The sequence below is a fragment of the Porphyrobacter sp. TH134 genome (assembly GCF_002855495.1).
Classification (GTDB): Bacteria; Pseudomonadota; Alphaproteobacteria; order Sphingomonadales; family Sphingomonadaceae; genus Erythrobacter.
The window spans coordinates 18,713-35,453 of the sequence record NZ_PKRO01000002.1; the positions used below are offsets into that span (position 1 = coordinate 18,713).

Consider the following 16,741-nt stretch of genomic DNA (forward strand, 5'->3'; position numbering starts at 1 on the left):
CCATGAAGCGTATCCTCGCCCTGGCACCCGCCATTCTGTTGCTGGCCGCCTGCGGGGCCGAAACCCCCAAGGATGAAGCCGCCGCCGTCGATCATTCGACCATGGACCATTCCGGCCATGACATGGGCGGGGAGGCAAAGGCCGAACTCACCGAGGCGCAGGCCGCCTACAAGGCCGTGAACGACCGGATGCACGCCGGGATGGCCGATATCCCCGCCGATGCCGACGTCGCTTTCATGCAGGGCATGCTCGCCCATCACAAGGGCGCGGTCGAAATGTCCGAAGTGGCCCTGAAATATGCCAAGGATGAAAAGGCCCGCGATCTCGCCACCCGCGTAATCGCGGCGCAAAAGGCCGAAATCGCCGAGATGGAAGCCTGGCTCAAAGCGCGTAGCGCCCCGTAGCCACGTGGAGATTTTCGGGGGCTTTACCGCAATCCAGATCGCCGTCGCGCTGGCGGCGGCACTGGGGTCTGCCTTTGTGCGGGGCCTCACGGGCTTTGGCATGGCGATCCTGCTGGTGCCGGTGCTGGCGCTCGCGCTGCCGCCGGTCGAGGCGGTGGTGCTGGCCAATGCGCTGACCTTCATGATCGGCGCGACCGAGATCCGCAGTCTGGTGCGCGATGCCGAGCGCAGCGCGTGGGTGATCGCCGCCCTGGTGGTGGTGACCACACCGATCGGCCTGTGGGCACTTTCCATGACGGGCAGGGACGTAGCGCGGCTGGTGATCGCGCTGATTGCGGTCAGCGCCTTTCTGGCGATCCTGCTGCCCAAGCGCGGTGCTGCGGTGCCGGGGCCGGTGGTGACCGGAAGTGTCGGCGTGCTGAGCGGGCTGATGACGGGCTATGCCGGGATGCCCGGCCCGCCGGTGGTGCCCTATTATGCGGGGCGAGACCTGCCGCGCCCGACCATCAAGGCCTCGATGCAGCTGATCTTCACCATCGCCGCCAGTGCCGGTCTGGCGAGCGCGACATGGCTCGGCATCCTGCGGTGGGAGCTGCTGGTGTTCGCGCTGGTGATGTTGCCGATGATCATCGCCGGGAACCGGCTGGGCGCGCGTGTCTCGGGGCAGATCAGCGATCCGGTCTGGCGGGTGAGCGTGGGATTGATTCTTGGCGGGGCGGCCGTGGCCGCCTTTGCGCGGCTGGTCTGATCAGACCGGAAGCGCCTGGCCTGCCAGGATCAGCGCAGCGCCGCAGCCGAGCACGATCAACCGCCGCGCCAGATCGAGCGCATCGATCCGGGTCGCAGAGGCAAGCGGCAGAGCAAGAGCAAGGGCACGGGTCATGATCCCGCACACTGGCCCCAAATCCCTAACGAAGCGTTAAATCGCTGACGGCATCTGCTGGCTGGCGCAGTGGAAACCCCCGCCGCCGGCCTGCACCGCCTCTCCCGGCAGACCGATCGTGTCACGGTCAGGGAACAGCGCGGCGATGGCAGCGACCCCGTCGGCATCGTGGGGGCTGCCGAAGGTCGGCACCACCACCAGATGGCTGGTGATGGCAAAGTTCACATAGCTCGCCGGTTCGACCACCCCGTCACGGGTGAGCAGGCCGGGCGAGGGGATGCGGACCACCTCGACCCCCGCCGCCGCAGCGCGCGCTGCCGCATCGGCGTAGATCGCGGCGTTGGGATCGGCGGTGCCGGTTGCCTCGGGCACCACCAGCCGATTGGGGCCGACGAACCGCGCAAGGTTATCGACATGGCCATCGGTGTGATCGTTGATGAGCCCATCGCCCAACCACAGCACGCGGGTAAAGCCCAGCTGCGCGGCAAGCTCTGCCTCGATCTCGGCCCGGGTCAGATGCGGGTTGCGGTTGGGATTGAGCAGGCATTGTTCGGTCGTCGCCACCAGCCCGGTGCCGTCACCATCCACCGCCCCGCCTTCGAGGATCATCGGCGTATGCGTCACGGCCAGCCCTGCATCGCGGGCCAACTCCGCACCGATCTCCTGATCGCCCGGCATCAGGTACTTGCCGCCCCAGCCGTTGAAGCCGAACCGCCGCGCGATCCGCTCCTGGCCCTCCGACACCACCAGCGGCCCGGTGTCACGCAGCCAGACATCGCCATAGACGCGGCGTTCCAGCGTGACCTTGCTGCTGACCAGCGCGCGGGCGCGGGCCTCGTTGGCCTCGTCGCGCACGAGCAGGCGCACGGGCTGCCCACTCTCTGCCACGGCGCTGGCAAAGGCGGCCATCTGCACCTGCGCGGGTTCCAGCCAGCCGGGCCATTCCTCGGCCAGATGCGGGAAACCGATCCACAGCCAGTCCTGCGGCGCCCATTCGGGAGGCATGATCATCGTCATGGCGGCCCCATCGCAGAGGGTAGGGCCACGCGCAAGCACGCCCTCAAGCAGCGGAGCGGTAGGGCAACAAAAACTCCCTCAAGCAGCGCAGCGGTAGGGCAACAAGCACCCCTCTTGCAGCCGCAGCGCCGGGGGGCCAGAGAGATGGGCGATGGGAGACACAGCCACGCCAGATTGGGACAACGCACTCCGCCGCGCCCGCACCCATGCGCCGTTTCTGGCGCGGGCGCTGGAACGTCAGCCCGATCTGGCAGCATTGCTTGCCGCAGGGGATGGCGCTGCCGCGCTGGCATGGGTGCGGGCGCAAGGCGGGCATCCCGACGCCGAGGTGGCACTGCGGCGTGAACGGCTGGCGCTGGCGGCGGCGTTGGCGGTGGGCGATCTGGCGGGCGCCTTCGCCCTGCCGCAGGTGGTGGGCGAACTCACCGCCTATGCCGACCGCGCGCTGGACTGCGCCATCCGCACCGCGATTGCCGAGCGCTGCGACGCCGACAGCGCCGATGGCTTTATCGCGCTGGCGCTGGGCAAGCAGGGCGCGGGCGAATTGAACTATTCGTCCGACATTGATCCGATCCTGCTGTTCGACCGGGATCGCCTGCCGCGGCGGCCGGCCGACGATCCGGGCGATGCGGCCCAACGCTATGCCCGGCGGATTGTCGCGCTGCTCGCGTCGAACACCGCCGATGGTTATGCGCTGCGGGTCGACCTGCGGCTGCGCCCGGCGAGCGAGGTCAATCCCCTGTGCGTGCCGGTGGGATCGGCGCTGGCGCATTATCAGGGCGCGGCGCTGGCGTGGGAGCGGGCGGCCTTCACCCGCGCGCGCGCCGCCGCCGGGGACATCGCGGCGGGCGAGAATTTTCTCGCGCAGATCCGCCCCTTCGTGTGGCGCGGGCAGCTCGATTTCGGCGCGGTGGAGGAAATCCGCGCGCTGACCCAGCGCATCCGCGACAGCCATTCCGGCCCCGTCGCCCCCGGCCCCGGTTTCGATGTCAAACGCGGGCGCGGCGGCATCCGCGAGATCGAGTTCTACGCCCAGACCCACCAGCTGATCCACGGCGGGCGCGATACCTCGCTCAGGGTAAGAGGCACGCGCGCCGGCCTTGACGCGCTGGCCGCCGCCGGGTGGATTCCGCCCGAAAACGCCCTCACGCTGGGCGAGGCCTATGACCGCCTGCGCCAGATCGAACACCGCTTGCAGATGGTGAACGACCGCCAAACCCACGCGCTTCCCGAGGGCGCGGCGCTCGATAATGTCGCGCAGCTCGATGGCCTCAGCGACGGCGCGGCGCTGGTTGCGGAACTGACCGCCATCACCGCCCGCACGGCGCGGATTTACGAAGAGCTGATCGGCCAGCCCGAAACCGTGGCCGTGCCGGTCGCCATGCCGGTCAGTGCCCTGACCCGGCAGCTGGGCGAATGGGGCTTTGCCGAGCCTGATACGCTGGCCGAACGCATCGAGACTTGGCGCGATGGGCGCCATGTCGCGATCCGCACCCCGCAGGCCATTGCCGCCTGGGACCGGATTGCCCCGGCGCTACTCGAAGCGATGGCCCAAAGCGACGATCCGCCGCGCGCGATCACCCGCTGGGAACGCATCATCGAAAGCGTGCCGAGCCTGATCGCCACCTTCCGCCTGCTGGATGCACGGCCCGACCTCATCCAGCGGCTGGTGGCGGCGCTCACCCTTGCCCCGGTGCTGTCCGACGAGCTGGCGCGCAAGCCCGAACTGCTCGACACCCTGATCGACAAGGACGCGCTCGACCTGCCGGGCGAGACAGGCGCGATCATGGCGCGGATGCGCGGGGCGGCGGTGCGCGGCGATTACGAGGCGCTGCTGGACGCGATCCGCATCATCACCGGCGAGATCCGCTTTGCGCTGGGTATTCAGCTGATCGAAGGGCTGGCCGACCCGCTCGCCATCGCCAGCGCCCTGTCGCGCACGGCCGAGGCCGCGCTGCAACTCGCCGCCGAGGCGACGGTGGAGGAGTTTGCGGCCAAGCATGGGCGGATCGCCGGCAGCGAGCTGCTGATCCTCGGCCTCGGGCGGCTGGGCGGGGGGGCACTGACCCACGCGAGCGATCTCGATATCGTCTACCTGTTCACCGGCGATTTCACCGCGCAGTCGGATGGGACGCGGCCCCTGGGGGCGACGGTCTATTACAACCGCCTAGCCAGCCGGGTCAGCGCGGCGCTTTCGGTGCCGACCGCGCAAGGCGCGCTGTACGAGGTCGACACGCGGCTGCGCCCGCAAGGCAATCAGGGGCCACTGGCGGTCAGCTGCGAAGGCTTTGGCAAGTACCAGCGCGAGGCGGCGTGGACGTGGGAGCATATGGCCCTCGCTCGCGCGCGGGTGCTGTATGGTTCGCCCGAGGCGCGTAGCGAGCTGGAGGCGGTGCTCGCCGAAGTGCTGCACGCCCCGCGCGACCGGGCGGCGCTGCGCGATGCGGTGCTCGGGATGCGTGCCGAGATGGCCAGGCACAAGCCCGGCTCTGGCCCGATCGATGCCAAGCTGGCGCGCGGCGGGCTGGTCGATATCGAGTTTCTTGTCCACTATCTGCAACTGCGCGGGCAGGCGGCTGATGGACGCCCGCTGGCCGAGGCGGCACCCCAGGCGCTCGACCCCGATCTGGCGGCGGCGCTAGCAGGTTTGGCCGAGGCTGGCCTGATCCCGGCCGATCTGGCCGTACCGCACGCGCTGATGAGCCGGATGCTGGTTGCCGGGCGCTTGCTCGCCCCCGATGGCCGCGAACCCCCACCCTCTGGCGCGCGGGCGCTGGCGCGGGCCTGCGGATGCGAAAGTTACGACACGCTGCTCGAAGCCTTTGCCGCCGCTCGCCGGCAGGTCGCGCAGGCGTGGAAACAAATTCTGGGCACAGACATTCTCGCTACCGAACAGGAGAACCCCGCATGAGCAACTTTCCCGGCGTCGGTGACGCCATCCCCGATATCGCCATGGAAACCCCCGAAGGCGGAAGCGTGAAGCCATCGGACTTTGCAGGCAGCAAGCTGGTGATCTTCTTCTACCCCAAGGACGATACCCCCGGCTGCACCACCGAGAACAAGGATTTCTCCGCCTTGCAGGCTGATTTCGCGGCGGCGGGGACCAAGCTGCTCGGGGTCAGCAAGGACCCGGCGAAAAAGCACGCGAAGTTCATCGCCAAGCATGGCCTTACCGCCCCGCTGGCGAGCGATGCGGAAGAAGGCGGGCTGTCCGATGCGCTCGGCGTGTGGGCGGAAAAGCAGATGTACGGCAAGACCTACATGGGCATGGTCCGCGCGACCTATCTGGTGGGTGCCGACGGCAAGATCGCGCGCATCTGGGACAAGGTGAAAGTGGCCGGGCACGCCGAAGAGGTGCTGGCGGCAGCTAAAGCGCTCTAACACAGGCCCATGACCACCCTCGCCCGCGCTATCCGCGCCGCGCTGCTGACGGCCGATCCGCGCGCCAAGTGCTTTGCCGCCCGTCAGGTGGCGCGCGACTGGCGCAAGGGCGTGCTGGCGTGGGACTTCGATCTCGCCATGCCCGACCAACCGGCCTGGCCCGCCGCGCCCGAATTGCGCGCACCCAGCCAGATGCCCAAGCGCGGCAAGGGCGGGAGCGAGCGCGGGCGAATCGCCTTGTGGCACAGCCTTGCCCATATCGAATTCGTCGCGATCGACCTCGCGCTCGACATGGCGGGGCGGTTTGGCGGGGCCATGGGCCGCGCTTTCGTGGACGATTTCCTCGCCGTAGCCGCGGACGAGGCGATGCATTTTGCGCTGCTGGCGCGCAAACTGGAACAGCTCGGCAGCCACTACGGCGCGCTGCCCGCGCACGCCGGGCTGTGGGAGGCGGCCCATGCCACGCGCCACGATGTCGCCGCGCGCCTCGCCGTGGTGCCGATGGTGCTGGAAGCGCGCGGGCTGGATGTGACGCCGGCCACGCTGGAACGGGTGCAGGCGAGCGGCGATGCGGGCGGCGCAAAAATCCTTGCCCGCATCCTTGACGACGAAATTCGCCACGTGGGCGTTGGCACCAAGCACTTTCTGCGCTGTGCCGAAATGATGCAGGCAGAGCCCGAATCCCTTTGGCAAGCCCTCGTAAAACAGCACTTCCGCGGGGCCATTAAGCCACCGTTCAACGACTCAGCGCGTCTTGCAGCCGGTTTGTCGCGCGGATTCTATGCAGAGATTGCGCATTAACGACTCACCCGGATAACAAGCTTTCAACACAAGGCGCGCGAACGACGTGCCGGATTACTCCAACGGTGCCGCCGCAAAAATGGCGGGCCGCAATCGGGAACCGGGTCAGTATGAAATTTGCCGTGCGCTACGTGGTCAAGCTCGCTGTATCAGCCGGCGCCGCGTTTATGGTTTCCGCCGCCGCTCCGGCTTTCGCCAACACCGCGAATTCCGCCGCCACCAGCAGCGCCGACATGACCCAGCCGGTGCGCGACGCGCAAAACGAAGGCGTGGTCGATGATGGTGACACCCGCTTCAAATCGCTGTTTGCCAGCTGGACCGCGATCGAACGCACGTCCCCCAATGTCGGCACCGGCGATATGGGCACGGCCTATTCGTCCCCGATCCGCCAGCGCGGCATTTCCGTGCCGTCGCGCATGCCGCTCGAAGGCGCGCAGCTGACCAGCGGCTTCGGGATGCGCAACCACCCGGTGCTCGGCGGCCGCCGCGCCCACGCCGGGATCGATCTGGCCGCACCGACCGGCACCCCGGTCTATGCCACGGCTGACGGCATCATCGGCCGGGCCGACTGGTATTCCAGCTACGGCCTGTACATCAGCATCAACCACGGCGCGTCGATGGAAACGCGTTATGCCCACCTGTCGCGCCTCGCGGTTGCGGCGGGCGATAATGTGAAGAAGGGCGACCTCATCGGCTATGTCGGATCGACCGGCCGTTCGACCGGCCCGCACCTGCATTATGAAGTCCGTGTCGACGGGCTTGCAGTCAATCCGATTCCGTATATGGTAGAGAGCGAAGCACAGCTGGCCTATGCCCGCGATGCTCGCCTTACCGGTCAAGGCGGCGGCGAGTAAGCTTCACGAGTTTGCCCGTGCAAACGGGCCGGACATTGGAGAGGGTGTCCGATCATCGGCGGCGGGTTTACCCGCCGCCTTTTTTTCGCCTGCCGCCCGCGTCCCAGAGCCCGCACCAACCGGCCTGCGCAATCAGTAGCATTTCCGATACCGTTTTTGCTTGCGGGGCTGCACGCCTCGCGTAATTTCCTCTTCAGGCCATGCCGCGCTTCAAAGCGGGGGTGGCAAGGGAGAGAGAACACATGTCGATGCATCCGATCGCGCACGCCGCGACCCGCCCCGATCATCCTGCCGTCATCATGACCGGATCGGGCCAGCAGATGACCTATGGCGAAATGGAAGCCGAATCGAACCGCTTTGCCCACCTGCTGCGCGCCCACGGCATTGGGGCAGGCGATGCCTTTGCGGTCCTGCTGGAAAACCGGATCGAATATTTCACCCTCATCTGGGGATCGCAGCGCGCAGGCACGATGCTGGTGCCAATCTCCAGCCGCCTGACCGCGCCCGAGGCCGCCTATATCATCCGCGATGCGCAGGCGACGTTGCTGATCACCAGCGGCTATTTCGACGCGATCCTGGGTGACATCCGCGAGGAATGCCCCGGGTTGACGGTGCTGAAGATGGATGCAGGCGGCGCAGAAGATTTCGCCGCCGCGCTCGCCGCCCAGCCGCCTACGCCGATCCCGAATCAGAGCGCCGGCTTGCTGATGCTCTATTCCAGCGGCACCACCGGGCGGCCCAAGGGCATCCGCCCCGCCCCCCCCGAAGATCCCGATCCCGCCGCGCCCGTGCCGCTGCTGGGCCTCGCCACGATGGGGATGGGGATGCCCGCCGATGGCTCGATGATCTACCTCTCGCCCGCCCCGCTGTATCATGCCGCGCCGATCGGCTGGTGTTCGATCGTCCACCGGCTGGGCGGCACCGTGGTGATGATGGAGAAGTTCGATCCCGAAGAGGCGCTGAAGGCGATCGAACGCTACAAGGTGACCGACAGCCAGTGGGTGCCGACCCATTTCGTGCGCTTCCTCAAGCTCGATCCCGCCGTGCGCAGCCGCTATGACCTCTCCAGCCACCAGCGCGCGATCCACGCTGCCGCGCCCTGTCCGGTGCCGATCAAGCGCGCGATGATCGAATGGTGGGGGCCGATCGTGAATGAATACTACGCCGGCTCCGAGATGATCGGGATGACGCTGGTCAAGTCCGAACACTGGCTGATGAAGCCCGGCACGGTCGGCGTCGCGGTGCATGGCAAGGTCCATGTTTGCGGGCCGGAAGGCGAGGAGCTGGGGCCGGATCAGGATGGCCTGATCTTCTTCGAGAACGTCAACCTGCCCACCTATCACAACGACGCCGCCAAGACCGCCGAGGCCATGCACCCCAAGGGCTGGATGACGCTGGGCGACATCGGCCACCTGGACAAGGACGGCTTCCTGTTCCTGACCGACCGCAAGAGCCACATGATCATCAGCGGCGGGGTGAATATCTACCCGCAGGAGATCGAGAACCTGCTCGTCACCCACCCCAAGGTGATGGACGCCGCGGTGATCGGCGCGCCCTGCCCCGATCTGGGCGAGAAGGTGGTCGCGGTGGTGCAGCCCAAGGATATGGCGGATGCAGGCCCAGCGCTGGAGGCAGAATTGCGCGATTTCCTCAGCGCTAGTCTCTCCAAGATCAAGATGCCCAAGCTTTTCGACTTCCGCCCCGATCTGCCGCGCGAGGCCAATGGCAAGCTCTACAAGCGCGAATTGCGCGATGAATATGCGGCCAAGGCGAAAGAAGCGGCCGCATGAGCGGGGAGGCGGTGCTTTCGGGTGACGTCGCCCGCAAGGTCATCGATCCGCAGGCCTATGCCCAATGGGATGGGCTGCTCGACACCTTCGATGCCATCCGGGCCAGCACCCCGGTCGCCAAGGTGCAACCCGATACGCCGGGGCTGTTCGAACCGTTCTGGCTGGTAACGTCCTATGACGATGTGATGCGCATCTCGAAGGACAACACCGCCTTCCTCAACAACCCGCGCCCGGTAGTGTTCAGCTTCAACCAGGCGATCGAATTCAGCCGCGCCGCCACCGGATCGAACATGCTGGTCGATTCGCTGGTGGTCTTCGACGCGCCGATCCACCCGAAATACCGCAAGCTGACGCAGGAATGGTTCATGCCGAGGAACCTCGCCCGGCTGGAGGGTGAGCTGCGCGCGCTCGCCGCCCGCACGGTGGACCGGATGCTGGAGCAGTCGAAGGATTCGGGCGGGGAAGTGGACTTCGTGAAGGAGGTCTCCGGCCCCTACCCCTTGCGCGTCGTGATGCAGATCCTCGGGGTGCCGCCTGAGGATGAATTCCGGATGCAGATGCTCACCCAGCAATTGTTCGGCGGGCAGGACAAGGACCTGTCGGGCAGCGGCATGGACCAGATGACGCCGGAACAGGTCGTCCAGATCGTCGCGGGCGCGGTGAAGACCTTCGAGGATTACTTCGCCGCTCTCGCCGACGATCGCCGGAAGAACCCCACCGACGATGTCGCCAGCGTCATCGCCAACGCCACGGTGGACGGCGAGCCGCTCCCGCCGCGTGACATGGCGGGTTACTACATCATCGTCGCCACCGCCGGGCACGACACCACCAGCGCCAGCACGGCAGGCGCGATGCAGGCGCTGGCGGGCGACCCTGAACAATACGCCCGCGTCCGCGCCGACCGTTCGCTGCTGCCCGGCATCGTTGAAGAAGCGATCCGCTGGACCAGCCCGGTGCAGCACTTCATGCGCACCGCGGCGGAGGATTGCGAGCTGGGCGGGCAGGCGATCAAGCAGGGCGACTGGCTGATGATCAACTATGTCGCCGCCAACCACGACCCCGCGCAGTTCCCCGACCCGCGCCGCTTCGACGCCGCGCGTTCCCCCAACCGGCACCTCGCATTTGGCGCAGGCGCGCACCAGTGCCTCGGCCTGCATCTGGCGCGGCTGGAGATGAAGATCCTGTTCGAAGCCATCCTCGACCGGGTCGCGGCGGTGGAACCGGCGGGAGAGGCGAAGCGCGCCAGCAGCACGTTCGTCGGGGGGCTCAAGACCCTGCCGCTGAAGGTAACGCCGGCCTAGGCGCTATTTCAGCAAATCCAGCGCAATCGCCCGCACCGCATCGCCCATGTCGGGCCGGGCGAGTGCAATCGCCAGCGTCGCCTCGACGAAGCCGACCTTGCTGCCGCAATCATAGCGCGCACCATCGAAGGTGACGGCATGGAACGGCTGCTGGCCGATCATCTTGGCCATCGCATCGGTCAGCTGGATTTCGCCGCCCGCGCCCTTGCCTTGATGTTCCAGCACCCGCATCACCTCGGGCTGGAGAATGTAGCGGCCCGAGACGATCTTGTTGGACGGCGCGTCGGCCACGGCGGGCTTTTCCACCAGTCCGCGCACTTCGGTCAGCGCGCCATGTGCCGCGCCCGGATCGATCACACCATAGCTGGAGACCTGCGCCATCGGCACTTCCAGCACGCTGATAAGATTGCCGCCGACCTGTTCATACGCCTCGACCATCTGCTTCATGCACCCGCTGCCGCCTTCACGCGCGACCATCAGTTCGTCGGGGAGGAAGATCGCAAACGGCTCGTCCCCCACGATCGCGCGGGCGCACCAGATCGCATGGCCGAGGCCCAGCGGCACCTGCTGGCGCACCGCGATGACATCGCCGGGGACGGCGCGAGTGCATTCCAGCACCGACAGATCCTTGCCGCGCTCCGCCATCGTCTGTTCGAGTTCGAAGGCGATGTCGAAATGTTCGACGATCCCGCTCTTTCCCCGGCCGGTCACGAAGATCATCTGCTCGATCCCCGCCTCGCGCGCTTCGTCCACCGCGTATTGGATCAGGGGCCGGTCCACCACCGGCAGCAATTCCTTGGGGACGACCTTGGTCGCAGGGAGAAACCGGGTGCCGAGACCGGCAACGGGGAACACGGCTTTGCGGATCGGCCTGGGAGACATTGCGCACCCTTACTGGTTCAAATCGAAAACACCGGACCCCGGCGGTCCCGTGCCGCGCGGCCTTGCCAAGGTCAATGCTTGATCGCAGCGTTGCGGCGGTGAGTTGCACCAAAAGCACTTTTCGCTAAGGCATGAAACATGGACAAACTGATCATTCGCGGCGGCAACCGCCTTTCCGGCACCATCCCGATCTCCGGCGCCAAGAACGCGGCGCTGACGCTGATCCCCTGTGCGCTGCTGACCGAAGAACCGCTGACGCTGCGCAACCTGCCGCGGCTCGCGGATATCGACGGGTTCCAGCACCTGATGAACCAGTTTGGTGTCACGACGGTGATTCAAGGCACGCGGCCCGAAGATTTCGGACGGGTGATGAGCATGGAAGCGACGCGGATCACCTCCAATGTCGCACCCTATGACCTCGTCAGGAAGATGCGTGCGAGCATTCTGGTGCTCGGCCCGATGCTGGCCCGCAGCGGCGAGGCGACCGTGTCGATGCCCGGCGGCTGTGCGATCGGGAACCGCCCGATCGACCTGCACCTGAAAGCGCTCGAAGCCTTCGGCGCGCAGATCGAGCTGGCCGCAGGCTATGTCCGCGCGATCCAGCCCGATGGCGGGATGCCGGGCGGTGATTTCGATTTCCCCGTTGTCAGCGTCGGCGCGACCGAGAATGCGCTGATGGCCGCGGTGCTGGCGAACGGCACCAGCCGGCTGTTCAACGCCGCGCGCGAGCCGGAAATCGTCGACCTGTGCAACATGCTGGTGGCAATGGGCGCGGAGATCGAGGGGATCGGCACCTCAACGCTCACCATCCACGGCGTGAAGCGCCTGCACGGCGCGACCTACCGCGTGATGCCCGACCGGATCGAGGCGGGCTCCTATGCCTGCGCTGCCGCAATCACCGGCGGCGAAGTGCGGCTGGAAGGTGCCAAGGCCGATGACATGCTGGCAACCATCCACGCGCTGCAAGCCATTGGCTGCGACGTCACCTCGGACGCCAAGAGCGTGACGGTGAAGGCGGGCGGCGCGCTGAAAGCCACCAACCTCACCACCGCGCCCTATCCCGGCCTTGCCACCGACATGCAGGCCCAGCTGATGGCGCTGTTGTGCAAGGCCGAAGGCGCGAGCGTGCTGAAGGAAACGATCTTCGAAAACCGCTTCATGCACGTGCCCGAACTGGCACGCATGGGCGCGGACATCACCACCGAGGGCCGCACCGCCATCGTCAAGGGCGTCCAGCACCTGACCGGCGCCGAAGTCATGGCGACCGACCTGCGCGCGTCGATGAGCCTCGTCATCGCCGCCCTCGCCGCCGAGGGCGAAACGACCGTGCGCCGCCTCTACCACCTCGACCGGGGGTATGAGCGGCTGGAGGAGAAGCTCCAGCTCGTCGGCGCGGATATCGAGCGGGTGGACGATTGACGTCCTATCCTCGTCATTGCGAGCGCAGCGAAGCAATCCAGAGCGGTTCTGCACACCCCCTGGATTGCCGCGGCCTTCGGCCTCGCAATGACGAGAATCAGGCATTCACCACCAGCCATACCCGGATCGCGCTTGCCAGCCCCGGGGGTGTCGGCGACCTGATCCGCTCGGCATCGATGCGCGCAACGAGTGCGGCCACGGCCAGCCCCTCACGCACGGCGGCGGCCTTCAGCATCTCCCAGAACAGCGGTTCCAGGCTGATCGAGGTCTGGTGGCCCGCGATACTGAGCGAGCGTTTGACCGGGGGGTGATAGGGGGAGAGCGTCTCCATCCCTGCGTAACTATTAGGCCGCTTCGAAGTCGTCCACATATTCGGGCAGGAACACCGGCTCGCGCTCCGACCAGCCGGGCGCGGTGGCGGCGGCTTCGCTTAAGGATTGCAGCAGCAACTTGCGGCGTTCGGGGCGGATCGAGGGCAAGGCGGCAGCCGCGCAGAAGGCGGCAGGCAGATAGGGCCGCGCCCGCGCACCGAGCAGGCGTTCATACAGAAAGCGGAAGGCCGAAAAACACCCCAGCCGCTCCTGTTCCAGATCGAAAGCGGCGAGGCGCACCAGCTTGCCCAGGAAGCGTTCCACCTCATAGGCCGTGCCGTCCTGCGGGATCAGCGCGCGCAGGGACTTCAGATCCTGATAGGCGACATATTGGCGGCGGATCGCCGTGTTTTCATGCTCGCTGCGACCCCAGCGCCGGAAGGCGTCGGTGCGGGCGAGGCCGATGTCGAGACTGCGCTTGATGTAACGCTGTTCGGCCGGGGCGAACCCGGCAAATTCCCGCATTTCGGCAATCGGCATCATCATGGCGCGTGTCTCCTTCAGACAAGGAGAACGTCTCACGCCATGGTTAATTTAGGGTTATGTAGTTTTAACCTAAATCAACCCGGCGAGGGGCGAGCTGGGGTCGGCATACATCCGCCGCGCCATCCGGCCCGCCAGATAAGCTTCGCGCCCGGCCTCCACCGCCAGTTTCATCGCGCGGGCCATGCGGATCGGGTCTTTCGCTTCGGCGATAGCAGTGTTCATCAGGATGCCGTCGCAGCCCAGTTCCATGCCCACCGCCGCATCGGATGCCGTGCCGACGCCCGCATCGACCAGCACCGGCACCTTGGCGCCTTCCACGATCAGGCGGATCATCACCTGATTCTGGATGCCGAGGCCCGACCCGATCGGCGCGCCCAGCGGCATGATCGCGACCGCGCCTGCGTCTTCCAGCTGCTTCGCGGCAATCGGATCGTCGGCGCAATAGACCATCGGCAGGAAGCCTTCCTTGGCCAGCACCTCGGTCGCCTTCAGCGTTTCGCGCATATCGGGATAGAGTGTGCGCGCCTCGCCCAGCACTTCCAGTTTGACCAGATCCCAGCCCCCCGCCTCGCGCGCCAGCCGCAGGGTGCGCACCGCATCCTCGCCGGTGAAGCAGCCCGCGGTGTTGGGCAGGTAGGTGATTTTCTTGGGGTCGATGAAATCGGTCAGCATCGGCGCCTTGGGATCGGAGATATTCACGCGCCGCACCGCGACCGTGACGATCTCCGCACCGCTGGCTTCCACCGCGGCGGCGTTCTGCTCGAAGCTCTTGTACTTGCCCGTGCCCACGATCAGCCGGCTGCGGAAGGTGCGGCCCGCAACGCTCCACGTATCGCCCGCATGATCGCCCCCGCCCACGAAATGCACGATTTCCAGCGTATCGCCCTCAGCCAGCGGGGCCTCTTCCAGCGTCGAGCGCGGCACGATTTCGCCATTGCGTTCCACCGCAACCTTTGCGGGCGTCAGTTCCAGCTCGCGCACGAGGTCAGCGATAGTGGCGGCGGCGGAGCGGTGGGGCGCGCCGTTCAAAGTGATGCTCTTGGTCATGGCAGCGGACATAGGCGCTCCCGCCGAGGCTGCAACCTGTGAGTTTGGCAGCTATTCCGAGCGCGCGGCGCGCAGGTTGAGCAGGTGGCCGATGGACACCAATCCGACCCCCGCCAGCGTCAGCACAAACTCGTTCGCGCCGTGCGGCACGATCAATGCACCCGCCATCAGCGCCAGCCCGCCCAGCGCAACCGCAAAGGGCAGCATCCGGCCGTGCCGCAGCAGGCCCCAGCCGATTGCCACCGCTGCGACGATCAACGCCAGCAGCAGGCCGATGCGGTGGATATTCTCGTCAAACAGGAAGTGGCCGCCCACGCCAAGCGCAGAGATGACCACCAATGTCGCCAGACAATGCAGGGCGCAAAGCCCCGCCAGCCCAATCCCGAGCTGATCGAGTCGGCGGCGCAGCGAGGTCCGACTCGCAGGAGGGAGAGCATTTGGGGTCATTACTGTCTCAGCCCCTATGTGATATTGTTACATTGCGCAAGGAAGATTTGCGCACCCGGTCTGGCCCGCCTGATCTTGCAACGCCCGCACCCCGGCTTGCGGCAAACAGGCTTGCACTCGCGCGTACTGCGGCACAAAGAGCGAGCCACTATGGCAACATCCGCCTCTGTCTCGGTTCTGTTCCAACCCACCCCGCACACCCGCGCCAGGCCGCTGGCGGTGGCGCGCTGGCTTGAAGTGCTTGCTGTCATGGTTGTGGGGATCGTGCTGGTGGGCGGGATCACGCGGCTGACCGAAAGCGGGCTGTCGATCACCGAATGGAACGTGGTGAGCGGCATCCTCCCGCCCCTCACCCAAAGCGCCTGGGCGGCAGAATTCGCCAAATACCAGGCGACCGCCGAATATCGGATGGAAAGCGGCCCGGCAGGGATGGATCTGGCGGCGTTCCAGTTCATCTTCTTCTGGGAATGGTTCCACCGCATTCTGGGCCGTGTGATCGGGCTGGCGTATCTCTTGCCGCTGATCGTCTTCGCGGTGCGCAGGGCGATTCCGGCGGGCTATGGCTGGCGGCTGGCGGCGATGTTCACGCTAATCCTGGGGCAGGGCGCACTGGGGTGGTATATGGTGTCATCCGGCGTCGGCAACACCGATCTGACCGATGTGAGCCACTTCCGCCTGTCCGCTCACCTGCTGACGGCGTTGTTCCTGCTGGCAGGCCTGGTGTGGACAGCGCGCGATCTGCGGCGGCTGGCGGCCGATCCCGCCACGCGCCCGGCACCGCTGACCGCAGGCGCGGCGGTGGTGGCCTTTGTCTTGTTCGTGCAATTGCTGCTCGGCGCATGGGTAGCGGGGCTGAACGCGGGCCTGACCGCCAATGACTGGCCGCTGATGAACGGCCGGCTGGTGCCCGAGGTCGATTGGTCGCAAGGCGCGCTGTGGACGCTGACCCATGATCCCTTCCTGCTGCAATTCCTCCACCGCTGGTGGGCCTTTGTGGCGGTGGCAGCGCTGGTGTGGCTCGCGCGGGGGGTGCGCCCGGCGGACCGCTTTGCCGCCGTCGCCCTCAACGCCGCCTTTGGCACGATGGTGCTGCTGGGCATCGCCACCGTGATGAGCGGCGTATCGCTGTGGATTGCGGCGGCGCATCAGTTGGTGGGCGCGCTGACGGTCATCGCGACAGTGCGGGCCATGCACAGTCTGGGCGCTGGGCAGCGGGCGGCGTAATGTCCGGCGCGGCGCTGGTCTGGTGCCCGTTTCCCGACGCCGAGAGCGCCCGCAGCGCTGCCGATGCCTTGCTGGATGCACGGCTGATCGCCTGCGCCAATATCCTCGGCACCATGGAAAGCCGCTTCATCTGGGACGGCGCCCGCGCCGCGGGGAGCGAGGTCGGCGTACTGTTCAAGACCACCGCGCAGCAGCTGGACACGGTCGTCGCCCAGCTCGGCGCGCTGCATCCCTATGATACGCCCGCCATCATCGGCTGGCACGCCGATGCCGCCCATCCGGCAACCGCCGCATGGGTTGCGACCACCATTCCACACTAGCGGTATTATTTTACCACACCGCAAAACGGCGCTTTTGCTTGACTTTGAGGCCCCCCGGCGACATTTGCGGCGCGCTTCCCCGTCCGGCCGACTGGCTGGCAGGGCGATTCTTCC

At 66.8% G+C, this 16,741-nt stretch carries 18 protein-coding genes; 11 read left to right on the top strand and 7 right to left on the bottom strand.

Translation table 11 applies throughout. From position 1 onward, the window contains the following. Positions 1–2 precede the first annotated feature (2 nt). Both copM and C0V72_RS01130 read left to right on the top strand, forming a co-directional pair. Positions 3–404 (top strand): CopM family metallochaperone, encoded by a 402-nt coding sequence (gene copM, locus C0V72_RS01125; protein WP_101791381.1) that lies wholly within the window; start codon positions 3–5, stop codon positions 402–404. Positions 405–408: 4 nt separating this feature from the next. Further along, complete coding sequence (locus C0V72_RS01130; RefSeq protein ID WP_101791382.1) at positions 409–1,152, top strand: sulfite exporter TauE/SafE family protein; 744 nt, start codon at positions 409–411, stop codon at positions 1,150–1,152. Here the strand turns inward: C0V72_RS01130 and C0V72_RS16710 are convergent, their stop codons facing one another. Together C0V72_RS16710 and C0V72_RS01135 are read right to left on the bottom strand one after the other, a co-directional pair. Next, positions 1,153–1,287 (bottom strand): hypothetical protein, encoded by a 135-nt coding sequence (locus C0V72_RS16710; RefSeq protein WP_267893423.1) that lies wholly within the window; start codon positions 1,285–1,287, stop codon positions 1,153–1,155. It abuts the gene before it with no gap. A gap of 36 nt (positions 1,288–1,323) precedes the next feature. Continuing rightward, positions 1,324–2,304 carry an agmatine deiminase family protein gene (locus C0V72_RS01135; protein WP_101791383.1) on the bottom strand — a complete coding sequence of 327 codons (981 nt, stop codon included), beginning with the start codon at positions 2,302–2,304 and terminating at the stop codon, positions 1,324–1,326. Positions 2,305–2,455: 151 nt separating this feature from the next. Between C0V72_RS01135 and glnE the strand changes: the two genes are divergently transcribed. The 6 genes from glnE (at position 2,456) to C0V72_RS01165 (ending at position 10,431) form a co-directional block, all read left to right on the top strand. Beyond that, entirely contained in the window at positions 2,456–5,215 is a 2,760-nt protein-coding gene (gene glnE / locus C0V72_RS01140) for a bifunctional [glutamate--ammonia ligase]-adenylyl-L-tyrosine phosphorylase/[glutamate--ammonia-ligase] adenylyltransferase (protein WP_101791384.1), read from the top strand. Continuing rightward, positions 5,212–5,685: a peroxiredoxin gene (locus C0V72_RS01145; RefSeq protein ID WP_101791385.1), complete on the top strand. Its 474-nt coding sequence runs from the start codon at positions 5,212–5,214 to the stop codon at positions 5,683–5,685. Before glnE ends, C0V72_RS01145 begins: the two co-directional genes overlap by 4 nt. Before the next feature lie 9 nt (positions 5,686–5,694). After that, the gene (locus C0V72_RS01150; RefSeq protein WP_101791386.1) at positions 5,695–6,486 is read left to right on the top strand and encodes a ferritin-like domain-containing protein; all 792 of its coding nucleotides are present in this window, start codon (positions 5,695–5,697) and stop codon (positions 6,484–6,486) included. A gap of 110 nt (positions 6,487–6,596) precedes the next feature. Continuing rightward, on the top strand, positions 6,597–7,340 hold the full coding sequence (locus C0V72_RS01155; RefSeq protein WP_101791387.1) for a M23 family metallopeptidase: 744 nt from the start codon (positions 6,597–6,599) through the stop codon (positions 7,338–7,340). A gap of 242 nt (positions 7,341–7,582) precedes the next feature. After that, positions 7,583–9,130 (top strand): acyl-CoA synthetase, encoded by a 1,548-nt coding sequence (locus C0V72_RS01160; protein ID WP_101791388.1) that lies wholly within the window; start codon positions 7,583–7,585, stop codon positions 9,128–9,130. Beyond that, complete coding sequence (locus C0V72_RS01165; RefSeq protein ID WP_101791389.1) at positions 9,127–10,431, top strand: cytochrome P450; 1,305 nt, start codon at positions 9,127–9,129, stop codon at positions 10,429–10,431. Before C0V72_RS01160 ends, C0V72_RS01165 begins: the two co-directional genes overlap by 4 nt. Before the next feature lie 3 nt (positions 10,432–10,434). Here C0V72_RS01165 and C0V72_RS01170 read toward each other — a convergent pair whose 3' ends face one another. Then, a complete protein-coding gene (locus C0V72_RS01170; RefSeq protein WP_101791390.1) occupies positions 10,435–11,313 on the bottom strand; it encodes a UTP--glucose-1-phosphate uridylyltransferase in 879 nt (292 codons plus the stop codon). A gap of 138 nt (positions 11,314–11,451) precedes the next feature. On the opposite strand from C0V72_RS01170, the gene murA reads away from it, so the two are divergent. Next, positions 11,452–12,732 (top strand): UDP-N-acetylglucosamine 1-carboxyvinyltransferase, encoded by a 1,281-nt coding sequence (murA, locus tag C0V72_RS01175; RefSeq protein WP_101791391.1) that lies wholly within the window; start codon positions 11,452–11,454, stop codon positions 12,730–12,732. Between the two features lie 97 nt (positions 12,733–12,829). Here the strand turns inward: murA and C0V72_RS01180 are convergent, their stop codons facing one another. The 4 genes from C0V72_RS01180 to C0V72_RS01195 form a co-directional block, all read right to left on the bottom strand. Further along, the gene (locus tag C0V72_RS01180) at positions 12,830–13,063 is read right to left on the bottom strand and encodes a ribbon-helix-helix domain-containing protein (RefSeq protein ID WP_101791392.1); all 234 of its coding nucleotides are present in this window, start codon (positions 13,061–13,063) and stop codon (positions 12,830–12,832) included. 13 nt (positions 13,064–13,076) lie between these two features. Continuing rightward, positions 13,077–13,589 carry a hypothetical protein gene (locus C0V72_RS01185; protein WP_101791393.1) on the bottom strand — a complete coding sequence of 171 codons (513 nt, stop codon included), beginning with the start codon at positions 13,587–13,589 and terminating at the stop codon, positions 13,077–13,079. A 69-nt stretch (positions 13,590–13,658) separates the two neighbouring features. Then, positions 13,659–14,636 carry a sulfur carrier protein ThiS gene (gene thiS / locus C0V72_RS01190; RefSeq protein WP_101791537.1) on the bottom strand — a complete coding sequence of 326 codons (978 nt, stop codon included), beginning with the start codon at positions 14,634–14,636 and terminating at the stop codon, positions 13,659–13,661. A gap of 51 nt (positions 14,637–14,687) precedes the next feature. Continuing rightward, complete coding sequence (locus C0V72_RS01195; protein ID WP_442792539.1) at positions 14,688–14,972, bottom strand: MerC domain-containing protein; 285 nt, start codon at positions 14,970–14,972, stop codon at positions 14,688–14,690. Positions 14,973–15,233: 261 nt separating this feature from the next. Between C0V72_RS01195 and C0V72_RS01200 the strand changes: the two genes are divergently transcribed. Further along, the gene (locus C0V72_RS01200) at positions 15,234–16,307 is read left to right on the top strand and encodes a COX15/CtaA family protein (RefSeq protein WP_101791395.1); all 1,074 of its coding nucleotides are present in this window, start codon (positions 15,234–15,236) and stop codon (positions 16,305–16,307) included. Then, positions 16,307–16,627, top strand: a complete 321-nt coding sequence (cutA, locus tag C0V72_RS01205; RefSeq protein ID WP_101791396.1) for a divalent-cation tolerance protein CutA — start codon at positions 16,307–16,309, stop codon at positions 16,625–16,627. The genes C0V72_RS01200 and cutA overlap by 1 nt, the downstream gene beginning before the upstream one ends. Positions 16,628–16,741 lie beyond the last annotated feature (114 nt).

Coding starts and splice junctions, on each gene's coding strand:
- copM (WP_101791381.1), top strand. CDS start 3: ATGAAGCGTATCCTCGCCCTGGCACCCGCCATTCTGTTGCTGGCCGCC.
- C0V72_RS16710 (WP_267893423.1), bottom strand. CDS start 1,287: ATGACCCGTGCCCTTGCTCTTGCTCTGCCGCTTGCCTCTGCGACCCGG.
- C0V72_RS01135 (WP_101791383.1), bottom strand. CDS start 2,304: ATGACGATGATCATGCCTCCCGAATGGGCGCCGCAGGACTGGCTGTGG.
- glnE (WP_101791384.1), top strand. CDS start 2,456: ATGGGAGACACAGCCACGCCAGATTGGGACAACGCACTCCGCCGCGCC.
- C0V72_RS01145 (WP_101791385.1), top strand. CDS start 5,212: ATGAGCAACTTTCCCGGCGTCGGTGACGCCATCCCCGATATCGCCATG.
- C0V72_RS01150 (WP_101791386.1), top strand. CDS start 5,695: ATGACCACCCTCGCCCGCGCTATCCGCGCCGCGCTGCTGACGGCCGAT.
- C0V72_RS01155 (WP_101791387.1), top strand. CDS start 6,597: ATGAAATTTGCCGTGCGCTACGTGGTCAAGCTCGCTGTATCAGCCGGC.
- C0V72_RS01160 (WP_101791388.1), top strand. CDS start 7,583: ATGTCGATGCATCCGATCGCGCACGCCGCGACCCGCCCCGATCATCCT.
- C0V72_RS01165 (WP_101791389.1), top strand. CDS start 9,127: ATGAGCGGGGAGGCGGTGCTTTCGGGTGACGTCGCCCGCAAGGTCATC.
- C0V72_RS01170 (WP_101791390.1), bottom strand. CDS start 11,313: ATGTCTCCCAGGCCGATCCGCAAAGCCGTGTTCCCCGTTGCCGGTCTC.
- murA (WP_101791391.1), top strand. CDS start 11,452: ATGGACAAACTGATCATTCGCGGCGGCAACCGCCTTTCCGGCACCATC.
- C0V72_RS01180 (WP_101791392.1), bottom strand. CDS start 13,063: ATGGAGACGCTCTCCCCCTATCACCCCCCGGTCAAACGCTCGCTCAGT.
- C0V72_RS01185 (WP_101791393.1), bottom strand. CDS start 13,589: ATGATGATGCCGATTGCCGAAATGCGGGAATTTGCCGGGTTCGCCCCG.
- thiS (WP_101791537.1), bottom strand. CDS start 14,636: ATGACCAAGAGCATCACTTTGAACGGCGCGCCCCACCGCTCCGCCGCC.
- C0V72_RS01200 (WP_101791395.1), top strand. CDS start 15,234: ATGGCAACATCCGCCTCTGTCTCGGTTCTGTTCCAACCCACCCCGCAC.
- cutA (WP_101791396.1), top strand. CDS start 16,307: ATGTCCGGCGCGGCGCTGGTCTGGTGCCCGTTTCCCGACGCCGAGAGC.